11 protein-coding genes are annotated in these 13,010 nt (G+C 65.1%); 10 read left to right on the plus strand and 1 reads right to left on the minus strand.

From position 1 onward, the window contains the following. Positions 1–57: 57 nt before the first annotated feature. The 9 genes from FVD38_RS02015 to FVD38_RS02055 all read left to right on the plus strand — a co-directional run bounded on the left by FVD38_RS02015 (position 58) and on the right by FVD38_RS02055 (position 11,686). On the plus strand, positions 58–1,032 hold the full coding sequence (locus FVD38_RS02015) for an ABC transporter substrate-binding protein (protein WP_147933305.1): 975 nt from the start codon (positions 58–60) through the stop codon (positions 1,030–1,032). A gap of 13 nt (positions 1,033–1,045) precedes the next feature. Next, positions 1,046–1,903, plus strand: coding sequence for an ABC transporter permease (locus FVD38_RS02020; RefSeq protein WP_187271454.1), 858 nt, complete (start codon positions 1,046–1,048; stop codon positions 1,901–1,903). A gap of 1 nt (position 1,904) precedes the next feature. Next, the gene (locus FVD38_RS02025) at positions 1,905–2,702 is read left to right on the plus strand and encodes an ABC transporter ATP-binding protein (protein ID WP_147933306.1); all 798 of its coding nucleotides are present in this window, start codon (positions 1,905–1,907) and stop codon (positions 2,700–2,702) included. A 90-nt stretch (positions 2,703–2,792) separates the two neighbouring features. Beyond that, positions 2,793–3,596, plus strand: a complete 804-nt coding sequence (locus tag FVD38_RS02030; protein ID WP_147933307.1) for a cytochrome C assembly family protein — start codon at positions 2,793–2,795, stop codon at positions 3,594–3,596. Then, a complete protein-coding gene (locus FVD38_RS02035; RefSeq protein ID WP_187271455.1) occupies positions 3,596–3,844 on the plus strand; it encodes a PP0621 family protein in 249 nt (82 codons plus the stop codon). The genes FVD38_RS02030 and FVD38_RS02035 overlap by 1 nt, the downstream gene beginning before the upstream one ends. A 19-nt stretch (positions 3,845–3,863) precedes the next feature. Continuing rightward, positions 3,864–5,501, plus strand: coding sequence for a two-component system sensor histidine kinase NtrB (locus tag FVD38_RS02040; protein ID WP_147933422.1), 1,638 nt, complete (start codon positions 3,864–3,866; stop codon positions 5,499–5,501). 3 nt (positions 5,502–5,504) lie between these two features. After that, positions 5,505–6,950, plus strand: coding sequence for a sigma-54-dependent transcriptional regulator (locus FVD38_RS02045; RefSeq protein WP_147933309.1), 1,446 nt, complete (start codon positions 5,505–5,507; stop codon positions 6,948–6,950). A gap of 581 nt (positions 6,951–7,531) precedes the next feature. Further along, the gene (locus tag FVD38_RS02050; protein ID WP_147933310.1) at positions 7,532–10,465 is read left to right on the plus strand and encodes a ribonucleoside-diphosphate reductase subunit alpha; all 2,934 of its coding nucleotides are present in this window, start codon (positions 7,532–7,534) and stop codon (positions 10,463–10,465) included. A gap of 117 nt (positions 10,466–10,582) precedes the next feature. Next, on the plus strand, positions 10,583–11,686 hold the full coding sequence (locus FVD38_RS02055) for a ribonucleotide-diphosphate reductase subunit beta (protein WP_147933311.1): 1,104 nt from the start codon (positions 10,583–10,585) through the stop codon (positions 11,684–11,686). An 80-nt stretch (positions 11,687–11,766) separates the two neighbouring features. Here FVD38_RS02055 and FVD38_RS02060 read toward each other — a convergent pair whose 3' ends face one another. Then, the gene (locus FVD38_RS02060; RefSeq protein WP_147933312.1) at positions 11,767–12,189 is read right to left on the minus strand and encodes a VOC family protein; all 423 of its coding nucleotides are present in this window, start codon (positions 12,187–12,189) and stop codon (positions 11,767–11,769) included. A 75-nt stretch (positions 12,190–12,264) separates the two neighbouring features. Between FVD38_RS02060 and FVD38_RS02065 the strand changes: the two genes are divergently transcribed. Next, the gene (locus tag FVD38_RS02065; protein ID WP_147933313.1) at positions 12,265–12,951 is read left to right on the plus strand and encodes a helix-turn-helix transcriptional regulator; all 687 of its coding nucleotides are present in this window, start codon (positions 12,265–12,267) and stop codon (positions 12,949–12,951) included. Positions 12,952–13,010: the final 59 nt, after the last annotated feature.

Raw genomic sequence — 13,010 nt, forward strand, 5'->3', positions numbered from 1 at the left:
TGCCTACTCGCCTTTCCGGCAAGCATGAATCCTAAAAATCGAGGTCAGGAGAAACGTATGAGGCAAATGTTTGGCAAGACATTGATCGCGTTAGCGCTCTTAGACGTGGGAGGGACCGCCGCGGCCCAGGACGTCGTGCGGCTGGGGAACCTGAAGCTGGCGCATTTCGGCGCGGTGTCCTATATCAAGGAAATCGCGCCGGGCTGCGGCATCCGGGTCGAGGAAAAGATGTTCGCCAAGGGGCTGGACATCATGCAAGCCATCATCGCCGGCGAACTGGACGTGGGCGCCACCGCGTCCGAGACCGCGATCCAGGGCCGCGCCGGCGGGGCTCCGGTGGTGGTGGTGGCCGGCTTCGCGCGCGGCGGGGCGCGGCTGGTGGCGCGGCCCGAACTGAAGATAGCGTCGGTGTCCCAGCTCAAGGGCAAAAAAGTGGGCGTCACCCGCGGCGGCATCCAGGAAGTGCTCCTGATGGCCGAGCTGGCGCGCAACAAGCTGAGCGCCGACACCACCGGCCGCAAGGACGTGCAGCTGGTCTACCTGTCCTATCCCGAGCTGAACCAGGCGCTGCTGGGCCGCCACATCGACGCGATGATGCAATCCGAGCCGCAGTCGTCGCAGGCGATCAATATGGGCTTCGGGGTGGAGGTCATGAAACCCTACGGGACGCCGATCGGCGAGCCGGTGCGCACCATGGTCATGACCGAGAAGTTCTACCGCGAGCGCCGGCCGCTGGCCGAGAAGTTCATGCGCTGCTTCGTCCAGGCCACGCGCACCTTCATCGACCGGCCCGACATCGCCGAACACTATGTGCGCCAGTCGATGTTCAAGGGCCAGATCACGACCGCCGACTTCCGCGCGGCGATGGCCAATTCGCCGTACTCCTACGACATCACGCCCCGGCACATCCAGGTCACGACCGACGTCATGGCGCAGACCGGGGTGGGGCGCATGGCGCGTCCGCCGCTGGCCAGCGACTGGGTCCGTACCGACCTGCTGGTCTCGGCCAAGAAAAGCCTGAACATCCGGTGAGGGAGCATCGATCATGGAACGCATCGAACGACGCAAGGCCCCGCGAAAGAAGCGGCTCCGATGGAACGACGCCGCCACCGGCCTGGTGGTGCCGGTGCTGGCGATCGCACTCTGGCAATGGGTGGCGGCCAGCGGCCTGGTCGACCGCCAGGTGCTGCCGGCGCCGCTGGACGTGTGGCGCAAGTGGGTCGACTACCTGCTCCCGCTGGAGCCGTTCGCGCAGTACACCGACGGCGGCTGGCTCACATGGGCGTTGTCCGGCGAGCTGCCGGTGGACGTCATCGCCAGCCTGTACCGGGTGGTGGTGGGCTTCGCCATCGGCGCCGGGCTGGCGCTGCCGCTCGGGCTGGCGATGGGGGCGAGCCAGCGCGTGCACGCCTGGATGAACCCCCTGGTGCAGGTACTGCGGCCGATCCCGCCGATCGCCTACATCCCGCTGGCGATGCTGTGGTTCGGGCTCGGTAATCCGCCGGCGGTGTTCCTGATCGCGATCGGGGCCTTCTTTCCGGTCTTGATGAACACGATCGCCGGCGTGCGCCAGGTCGACGGCATCTATCTGCGCGCGGCGCACAACCTCGGCGCCGGCAAGCTGACGATGTTTCTGCGCGTGATCCTGCCGGCGGCGGTGCCCTACATCCTGTCCGGCGTGCGGATCGGGATCGGCACCGCCTTCATCGTCGTGATCGTGGCCGAGATGATCGCCGTGAACAGCGGCCTGGGGTTCCGCATCTCGGAAGCGCGCGAGTACTTCTGGTCCGACAAGGTCATCGCCGGGATGATCAGCATCGGTGTGCTGGGCCTCCTGATCGACATCGGCGTGAATCGATTGAACAACCATTTGCTGCGCTGGCACCGCGGCCTGGAGCACTGACATGAACGATATCCATATCCGTATCGAAGGCGTCAATAAAGTGTTCGGCGCCGAAGACCATGAAGTGGTGGCCCTGCAGGACATCGACCTGGGGCTCGAGCGCGGGCAGTTCACCTGCCTGCTCGGCCCTTCGGGCTGCGGCAAGTCGACCCTGCTCAATGCGGTGGCCGGTTTCGCGCCGCCGTCTTCCGGGGAGATCCTGGTCGACGGCCGCGCGGTCACCGGGCCGGGGCCGCAGCGCGGCATGGTGTTCCAGGAATATGCGCTGTTTCCCTGGATGACGGTCGAGCAGAACATCCGCTTCGGCCTCGAGATCAAGCGCATGCGCGGGCCGGAGATCGACCGCCGGGTGGATGAGCTGCTCAAGCTGCTGTCGCTGGCCGACTTTCGCACCCGCTATCCGAAGGACCTGTCCGGCGGCATGCGCCAGCGGGTGGCGATCGCGCGCGTGCTGGCGCTCGATTCGCCGATCCTGCTGATGGACGAACCCTTCGGCGCGCTCGACGCGCTCACCCGGCGCAATCTGCAGGACGAGCTGCTGCGCCTGTGGGCCGAACTCAAAAAGACGATCCTGTTCGTCACCCACAGCATCGAGGAGGCGATCTACCTGGCCGACCGCATCGTCGTGATGACGTACCGGCCAGGAACGATCAAGCGCGATCTCCTGGTCGAGATCGCGCGCCCGCGCGACCCGGCGGCGCCGGAATTCAACCTGCTCAAGCGCGAGCTGGGCTTGATGGTGATGGAAGAGCAGGCGCGGCATCACAACGACGAGTTGCGGATGGCGGCGGTGGATTGAACGTCCGTCACATATATATATGTAGCGGCGCCATCGGCGGTGGGGAAGGGGGCTTACCACCGGCGTTCGCCGATGGTGTAGACTCTTATTATGCAGAATTCCCTCTTCTTTGCCGCTGCCTTCCTGTACGCGGTATGCGCCCTGCTGCCGACGCGGCTGGGCGCCGTCATCTCGGGCGTGACCGCCGGGGCCTGGGCCCTGCATGGCGTCGCGCTCGGCATGGACGTGATGGTGCCGGGACGGCTGCGGGTCGGCTTCGCCATCATGATTTCCAGCGCCTTGTGGGTGTCGGTGCTCGCCTACTGGTTCGAGAACCGCAATTTCGCCCTCGACAGCCTGCGCCGCCTGGTGATGCCGTTCGCGGCGGCGGCCACCCTGTTGCCGCTGCTGTTCCCGGGCACCCTGACGCCGCTGGCCGGCAAGACCGCCGCCTTCGGCTGGCATATCGCGGTCGCGGTGCTGGCCTACAGCACCCTGACCATCGCCGCTTTCCACGCCGTGCTGATGGCACTGCAAGAGACGCGGCTGCATACCCGCACCGCCGGTGGCGGCTGGTTTGGCTCCGCGCTCGACCAGCTCCCGGCCTTGCTCACCATGGAAAAACTGTTGTTCCGTGTGATCTGGATCGGCTTCGTCTTGCTCAGCCTGACGGTATTGTCGGGCTTCGTGTTCTCCGAACAGGTGTTCGGCCGGCCGCTGCTGCTCGACCACAAGAGCGTGTTCGCGCTGCTCTCGTGGGCGCTGTTCGCGGCGCTGCTGGCCGGGCGCAGGTGGCAGGGCTGGCGCGGCAAGACCGCGCTGCGCTTCACGCTGGCAGGCTTCGCCACCCTGGCGCTGGCCTACGTCGGTAGCCGCTTCGTGCTCGAAGTCGTCCTGCACCGGGGAGTCTACTGATGCGTATCTTGTTTTGGATTGGCCTCATTGTCCTCATCGTGTTCGCCGTGCGCAGCAAGCTGCGCGCGATGGCCAAGCGCCATGGGGTTCCGCCCGATACGGCGCGCGGCCCCGCCGCCCCCAGCGCCCAGATCGAGGCCATGGCCCAGTGCGCCCACTGCGGCATGTACTTCCCGGCGTCCGAATCGGTGAAGGCCGACGGCCTGGATTACTGCTCGCCGGGCCACGTGCGCCTGCCGCCGCCGTAGGGTGAATTCGCCGCTGTCGATGGGCGCGCGGGTTACCCTGTGGCGCACGCTCCAGACCTTCACCGTCACCCGCATCGTCATCGCCCTGGTGCTGCTGCTGTACCTGGGCATCGACCTGGAAAGCGGTACGCTGCGCCCCGACCCGGTCAATACCGAAACCTGCGTCTTCTATGTGCTGACCGCGGCGATGTTCGCGCTGGCGGCGCGCTGGCAGCGGCGCTTTTTGATCCAGCTCGGGCTGCAGATCGCGGTTGACCTGCTGGTGATTTCGCTGCTGTACCTGGCCGCCGGCGGCATGCGCAGCGGCCTGGGCATCCTGTATCTGTTCCCGCTGGCCGGCGCCGCGATCCTGGCGCCGCTGGTGCTGGCGCTGTTCTCGGCAGCGGTCGCGACCCTGTTCCTGCTCGGCCTGAACCTCTGGCAGCTGGTGATCGAGGGGCGCGACCCGCCCCTGATGCAGGCCGGCCTGTTCGGCGCCGCCTTCTTCGCCGGCGTGCTGATGGTCAACCGCCTGGCGGCGCGCCTGCTCAAGCAGGAAGAACTGGCGTCCCAGCGCGGCGCCGACCTGCGCATCCAGCAGGCGATCAACGAGATCGTGATCGCCGACGTCGGCGACGGCATCCTGGTGGTAGGGGAGGACGGCGCCGTCTTTACCGGCAATCCGGCCGCGCGCCGCATGCTGGGCTTGCAGGCCGACGCCGGTTTCCTGCTGCATGCCGTGCCGGCCTTCGAGCCGGTGGCGCTGGCCTTCGACGCCTGGCTGGCCGCGCCCGACAACGACAAGGGATTCGTCACTCTGAAACCCTATCGCGAAGGCGACGGCGCCGGCGATGGTGAAGCTGAAGTTCGTGGCCGGCGCGACCAGCCGGTGCATCTTAAATTGCGCTTCGCGCGTGTGGCCGACGGCTTTGATGCGGCCGGCCGCAGCGTGATTTTCATGCAGGACGTGAGCGCCATCGAAAACCAGGCGCAGCAACTGAAGCTGGCCTCGATGGGCCGCCTGACCGCCAGCATCGCGCACGAGGTGCGCAACCCGCTGTCGGCGATCGGCCACGCCACCGAGCTGCTGGCCGAAGACCTGCACGGCCCGGCCGAGCTGCGCCTGCTGAAGATCGTGCGCGACAACGTGACGCGCGTGAACCGCATGGTGGAAGACATCCTGCAGCTGTCGCGCAAGGCCCAGCCGAACGGCGAGCCGGTGGCGCTCGGCCCATTCCTCGAAGAGCTGAAGGCCGAATTCTGCGAAATCCACGGCCTGGCCGGTGATATAGTCTATATAGGCGATCCGGGCGGCAGCGCGGTGCGCTTCGATCCGCTGCACCTGCACGAGGTCTTGCTCAACCTGCTGAACAACGCGGTGCGCTACGCCAGCCGCCAGCCGGCCAGCATCCGCATCTTCCCGGCGCGCGACGCCGCCGGCCGGCGCGAGCTGCACGTGCAGGACGACGGCCCCGGCATCACGCCTGAAGTGCGCGACCACCTGTTCGAGCCCTTCTATACTACGTCGAGCAAGGGGACCGGCCTGGGACTCTACCTGGCGCGCGAACTGTGCCTGAACAACGATGCGAAACTCGATTATGAATACCGGTTCGACCCGTCCGCGCTGGGGCCGCGCAAGGCCAGCGGCCGCTTTGTCATCACCTTCGCCCTCGAGTAAGCCATGAGCGCACCCCGCATCCTGGTGCTCGACGACGAAGCCGACCTGCGCGAGCTGCTCGAGATCACCCTGCTCAAGATGGGCCTGGACGTCGACAGCGCCGCCACCCTGCGCCAGGCGCGCAGCCTGTTCGACGAGCGCGACTACGCGCTGGTGCTGACCGATATGCGGCTGCCGGATGGCCTGGGGCTGGAACTGGTGCGCGAGATCGCCGCCTCGGGCAAGGGCACGCCGGTCGCCGTGATCACCGCCTACGGCAGCGCAGAGAATGCGGTGGTGGCGCTCAAGGCCGGTGCTTTCGACTACATCGCCAAGCCCGTGGCGCTCGACGCGCTGCGCGTGATGGTGCGCTCGGCCCTCAAGTTATCGGAAGGCGCCGCGGCGGCCGACGGTGGCGCGGTCGATTCGCGCATGATCGGCCATTCGCCGGCGATGCAGTCGCTGCGCGCCCAGATCGCGCGCCTGGCGCGCTCGATGGCGCCGATCTCGATCACCGGCGAATCCGGCAGCGGCAAGGAGCTGGCGGCGCGCGAGATCCACGCCCAGAGTTCGCGCGCCTCGAAACCTTTCGTGGCGGTGAACTGCGGCGCGATTCCCGAAACCCTGATGGAGGCCGAGTTCTTCGGCTATCGCAAAGGCGCCTTCACCGGCGCGGCCGAGGAGCGCGACGGCTTCTTCCAGGCCGCCAACGGCGGCACCCTGATGCTGGACGAGGTGGCGGACCTGCCGCTGGCAATGCAGGTCAAGCTGCTGCGCGCGATCCAGGAGCGGCGCGTGCGCAAGATCGGCGCGACGAGCGAGGAACCGGTCGACGTGCGCATCATCAGCGCCACCCACCAGGACCTGGCGCGCTGCGTCGAAACGGGCAAGTTCAGGCAAGACCTGTTTTATCGCCTGAACGTGATCGAGCTGGCGCTGCCGCCGCTGCGCGAGCGGATGGACGATCTGGCCTTGCTGGCCGATGGCATCCTGAACCGCTTGACCGGGCCGGGGCAGGCCTCGCTGGGGCCGGGCGTGCTGGAGGCCTTGAAGGCGTATTCCTTCCCCGGCAATGTGCGCGAACTGGAGAACGTGCTGGAACGGGCGCTGGCGTTTGCCAACGATGGCGCGATCCAGGTCGGGGACTTGTCGCTCAAGGCGGCGCGGCCGGTGGAAGGAGGGCGGAGCGAGACGATGACGCCTGCCGTGGCGCCGGCGCCGGTCCCGCCACCGGTGGAAGCGGTGCAGGCGCCGCCGCCCAGGCCGATGGCCGCCCCGGTCGCCCTCGGCCCCGCCGAATTGCCGAGCAACCTGCCCGAATACCTGGAACAGGTCGAGCGCGACATTATCCAGCGCGCGCTGCAGCAGACCCAATTCAACCGCACCCAGGCGGCAGCCCTGCTCGGGATCAGCGTACGCCAGCTGCGCTACCAGATGCAGAAACTGGACATCTGCGCGCCCGATGACTGATCGCCTGCCGATGTCCCACTTGTTACTTTCCGGTAATTAAACTGGTGCACAATGCACGGCTATAGGGCAGGGCTGCCCTATATTGACGAGTGAGAAAACGGACGGCCGCCTGGTCACTTTTCCGTAAATTTCCCTGATGTTAGTACTCGCTCACGGCGAGGTCCCCTTCTGTTGGGCGACCGCCAAAAGTCAAGGCTCGCGAACGTTAAAACCAAAAATTTTGGCCATTTATTCGCTTGCCTGTACGGCAAATCAGGTACTACAATTAGTCTGATATCAAAGCTCGGCACTAGATGTAGTGGTAGCAGACTGAAAGATACTAGCGGAGTCGCTAGCCGCGAGTTGTCCGCGGGTTGTCCACAAGTTGCCCACAAGTTTGTTCATCGGACAGTCAATCAGTCACTTGCCGACACGCTTTATTTAATTTTATTTGTACCCTGCTTTTCTGGTTTGCCAGCCTGGGCCACCGGTTGGCGGGGTATCGTTTTTCTACAATTTTGTTGACGGACCGGGGCGCGCAAGACGCAAGACGGTCCCCGTGTAAACAAGTAGTGGTCCCGACCGCTCATCCTGGAGGCTCAATGCAAACAGCACAGAACATCTCGATCAACCAACACGTCACCCCAGGATCGGCGTCGGCCAGCCCAACCCCGGCCGAGATCGTCGCGCGCGGCGATTACCGCGTCATCCGCCGCAACGGCGCCGTCGTCGCTTTCGAGCCGCACAAGATCTCGGTTGCGATGACCAAGGCCTTCCTGGCCGTGGCCGGCGGCCAGGGCGCGGTCTCGGCGCGCATCCGCGAGCTGGTGGAACAGATGACCGGTAACGTCGTGGCCGCGCTGGTGCGCCGCCAGCCGAACGGCGGCACCTTCCACATCGAAGACGTGCAGGACCAGGTCGAGCTGTCGCTGATGCGTTCGGGCGAGCACGACGTCGCGCGTGAATACGTGCTGTACCGCGCCAAGCGCATGGACGAGCGCCGCGCCGCCAAGGAAGCCGCTGGCGGCGCCCCGGTCGCCGCGCCGCAGATCCACGTGGTCGACGGCGGCGAGCGCCGCCTGCTGGACATCAACGACGTCCACGCCCTCGTCAACGCCGCCTGCTCGGGCCTGGAAAAGCACGTCGACGCCGACGCGATCGTCGCCGAGACCCTGAAAAACCTGTACGACGGCGTGCCGGTCGAAGAGCTGTACAAGTCCGCCATCCTGGCCGCCCGCGCGCTGATGGAAAAAGACCCTGCCTACAGCCAGGTGACCGCCCGCATCCTGCTGCACACCATCCGCAAGGAAGTCTTCGAACACGAAGTGCCGCAAGCCGGCGCCGCTGCCGAATACCTGACTTACTTCCCGCAATACATCGCCAAGGGCATCCACAACGAGCTGCTGGACGAAGAGCTGGGCAAGTACGACCTCGAGCGCCTGGCGAAAGCCATCGTCGCCGACCGCGACCTGCAGTTCGGCTACATCGGCCTGCAGACCCTGTACGACCGCTACTTCCTGCACGTGCGCGACGTGCGCATCGAAATGCCGCAGGCCTTCTACATGCGTGTCGCGATGGGGCTGGCCCTGCGCGAAGACGACCGCGAAGCGCGCGCCATCGAGTTCTACAACCTGCTGTCGTCGTTCGACTTCATGAGCTCGACCCCGACCCTGTTCAACTCGGGTACCCGCCGCTCGCAGCTGTCGTCGTGCTACCTGACCACCGTCGGCGACGACCTGGAAGGCATCTACGACGCCATCAAGGAGAACGCACTGCTGTCGAAGTTCGCCGGCGGCCTGGGCAACGACTGGACGCCAGTGCGCGCGCTGGGCTCGCGCATCAAGGGCACCAACGGCCGCTCGCAAGGCGTGGTCCCGTTCCTGAAAGTGGTCAACGACACCGCCGTGGCGGTGAACCAGGGCGGCAAGCGCAAGGGCGCGGTCTGCGCCTACCTGGAAACCTGGCACCTGGACATCGAAGAATTCCTGGACCTGCGCAAGAACACCGGCGACGACCGCCGCCGCACCCACGACATGAACACCGCGAACTGGATTCCCGACCTGTTCATGAAGCGCGTGATGGAAAAGGGCGCCTGGACCCTGTTCTCGCCTTCCGAGACGCCAGACCTGCACGACCTGACCGGCAAGGCCTTCGAGAAAGCCTACCTGGCCTATGAAACCAAAGCGGCCAACGGCGAAATGGCGGTCTTCAAGAAGATCGAAGCCATGGACCTGTGGCGCAAGATGCTGTCGATGCTGTTCGAGACCGGCCACCCATGGATCACCTTCAAGGACCCATGCAATATCCGTTCGCCGCAGCAGCACGTGGGTGTGGTGCACTCGTCGAACCTGTGCACCGAGATCACCCTGAACACCAGCGCCGACGAAATCGCCGTTTGCAACCTGGGCTCGGTGAACCTGCCGCAGCACATGAAGGGCGATGGCCTGGACCACGTCAAGCTGCAAAAGACCATCCGCACCGCGATGCGCATGCTGGACAACGTCATCGACATCAACTACTACGCGGTGGAAAAGGCGCGCAATTCGAACCTGCGTCACCGTCCGGTGGGCATGGGCGTCATGGGTCACCAGGACTGCCTGCACATGATGCGCATCCCGTTCGCGTCGGAACAAGCCGTCAAGTTCGCCGACACCTCGATGGAAGCGGTCTGCTACTACGCCTACCTGGCGTCGACCGAGCTGGCCGAAGAACGCGGCCGCTACGAGACCTACACCGGCTCGCTGTGGGACCGCGGCATCCTGCCGCAGGACTCGATCAAGCTGCTGGCCGAAGAACGCGGCGGCTACCTGGAGCAGGACACCAGCGAATCGATGGACTGGACCCCGGTGCGCGAGCGCATCAAGCAGTTCGGCATGCGTAACTCGAACTGCGTGGCGATCGCCCCGACCGCGACCATCTCGAACATCATCGGCGTGTCGGCCTGCATCGAACCGACCTTCCAGAACCTGTACGTGAAGTCGAACCTGTCGGGCGAATTCACCGAGATCAATTCGTACCTGGTGCGCGACCTGAAGGCACGCGACCTGTGGGACGAAGTCATGATCGCCGACCTGAAGTACTTCGACGGTTCGCTGAGCAAGATCGACCGCGTTCCGCAAGACCTGCGCGACATCTACGCAACGGCCTTCGAGGTGGAACCGAAGTGGCTGGTGGAAGCTGCCTCGCGCCGCCAGAAGTGGATCGACCAGGCGCAGTCGCTGAACATCTACATGGCCGGCGCCTCGGGCAAGAAGCTGGACGAGACCTATAAGCTGGCGTGGCTGCGTGGACTGAAGACCACCTACTACCTGCGTACCATCGCCGCGACCCACCTGGAGAAGTCGACCACCCGCACCGGCGCCCTGAACGCCGTGCCGGTCTCGGGCGGCCTGCAGGCAGGTCATGCAGCACCGGCAGTAGTAGCGCCAGTCGCCGCAGCAGCACCAGCCGCAGCGACTGCCGAAATGGATGAAGGCGCCGCCTGCTACCTGCGTCCAGGCGACGACGGTTTCGAGGAATGCGAAGCCTGCCAGTAATGCTGTAACCGGGTGCGGGCCGACCAGACAGTCGCCCGCACCATCATCTCCGATATCAACACACCATGTGGCCTCACCGCGCTTGTTCGCGCCAGGCCACGACAGAAGGAAATCACCATGCTCTCTTGGGACGACGAACCAACCAGCGCCCAGCGCGCCCCACAAGCCGCCAATCCAGAAGGCGCTCCCGCCGCTGAAGTGGCGAAACGCGTCAACGCCGACGACAAGCGCATCATCAACGGCTCGACCGACGTGAACCAGCTGGTGCCGTTCAAGTACAAATGGGCATGGGACAAATACCTGGCCGGCTGCGCGAACCACTGGATGCCGCAAGAAGTGAATATGCAGCGCGACATCGAGCTGTGGAAGAACCCGAACGGCCTGTCGGAAGACGAGCGCCGCCTTGTCAAGCGCAACCTGGGCTTCTTCGTGACCGCCGACTCGCTGGCCGCGAACAATATCGTGCTGGGCACCTACCGCCACATCACCGCCCCTGAGTGCCGCCAGTACCTGTTGCGCCAGGCCTTCGAAGAGGCGATCCACACCCACGCCTACCAGTACATCGTCGAATCGCTGGGCCTGGACGAAGGCGAGATCTTCAACGCCTACAACGAGATCGAGTCGATCCACGACAAGGACCAGTTCCTGATCCCGTTCATCGACGTCCTGACCAACCCGGAATTCAAGACCGGCACGACCGAGACCGACCAGCAGCTGCTGAAGTCGATCATCGTCTTCGCCTGCCTGATGGAAGGCCTGTTCTTCTACGTCGGCTTCACGCAAATCCTGGCGCTGGGCCGCCAGAACAAGATGACCGGCGCCGCCGAGCAGTACCAGTACATCCTGCGCGACGAGTCGATGCACGTGAACTTCGGCATCGACCTGATCAACACGATCAAGATGGAAAACCCACAGCTGTGGACCCCGGAATTCCGTGAAGAGATCAAGGCCCTGTTCCTGGAAGCGGTTGACCTGGAATACCGCTACGCCGAAGACACCATGCCACGCGGCGTGCTGGGCCTGAACGCCCCGATGTTCAAGGGCTACCTGCGCTTCATCGCCAACCGCCGCGCGGTGCAGATCGGCCTGGAGCCGCTGTTCCCGAACGAAGAAAATCCGTTCCCGTGGATGAGCGAGATGATCGATCTGAAGAAAGAGCGTAACTTCTTCGAGACCCGCGTGACCGAGTATCAGACCGGTGGCACCCTGAGCTGGGATTGATTGCTGTCGGCATCCCATGAATGACGAAACCCCGCAACTGCGGGGTTTTGTTTTTATGGCGCGCCTCAGGCGCCGCTGCGCTAAGCCGCCTGTCCAGCGGCGACGTCGACCACCCACGTCACGCCGAAGCGGTCCTTGAGCATGCCGTACAAGGGCGACCACTGGGCCGGCGCCAGCGGATGCACGATGCTGGCTTGCTGCGCCAATCCATCCCACAGCTCCCTGATCTCTTGCTCCGAACCGCCGCGCAGCGAGACGAAGAACGCGTTTTCACCCTGATGCCACGGCGTGCCGCTCGCTACATCGAAGGCCATGATGCGAAAACCGTTGGGGGCGGCGACCTGACCCCAGACGATCCGCTCTGCGTCCGCCGGATTCGCGACGCGGCCTAGCTGCGCATACGTGACCTGCGTCAGCTCGCCGCCGAACACGGACTGATAAAAAGCCAGCGCGGCGCGCGCCTGGCCCTGGAAGTTGAGGTGGGTGACTACCTGGACGGACATCGAAAACTCCTTGGTGGGGTGTGGAAGACGGGTGCTACTATAGCCATCTGTCCTGCCAGTTTTTGTCAGTAGAAGATGTCGCGTACAAACCGTTTATTTCGTCTGCTCGATGCCCTGCGCCGCCTGCCCGCGCCGGTTACGGCGGCCCAGCTGGCGCGGGAGACCGGGGTGTCGGTGCGCTCGGTCTACCGCGACATCGAAACCCTGCGTGCGGGCGGCGCCGAGATCGGCGGCGAGCGCGGTTTCGGCTATACGCTGGTCGAGGACGGCACCCTGCGTCCGCAGACCTTCAGCCGCATCGAGATCGAGGCGCTCACCCTCGGATTGGCCGAAGTGCGCGGCATGGGCGACCCGCAGCTCGCCGCGGCGGCGGAGGCGGTGCTGGCCAAGGTGGCCGCGACCCTGCCGTCGCTGGGCCAGCAGCATCTGCTGCATGCGGTGTCGCGGGTCCACCATTTCAGCGAGCGTTTCGCGCGACTGCCCGACATGGCGCTGATCCGCGCCTGCTGCTGGCGCGAGGAAGCGCTCACGATCGATTACGTCGACCGCGATGGCGCCACGACCAGCCGCACGATCTGGCCGCTCGCCATCGTCTACCTCGACCGCATGCTGGTGGTGCTGGCGCACTGCTGCCTGCGCGAAGACTTCCGGATGTTCCGCGCCGACCGCATCGCCTCGGTCGCGGCCACCGGCACCAGCTTCAGGCCGCGCCGCGCGGCGTTGTTGCGTGACTATGGCGCGAGGCTGGCGATAGCAGGATGAATGAAATGCCTGTGCGGGGATAACTTGCCCTATGATGGCGATTTTTCACGCCTGACCAG

The organism is Massilia arenae (assembly GCF_008014745.1).
GTDB lineage: Bacteria > Pseudomonadota > Gammaproteobacteria > Burkholderiales > Burkholderiaceae_D > Telluria > Telluria arenae.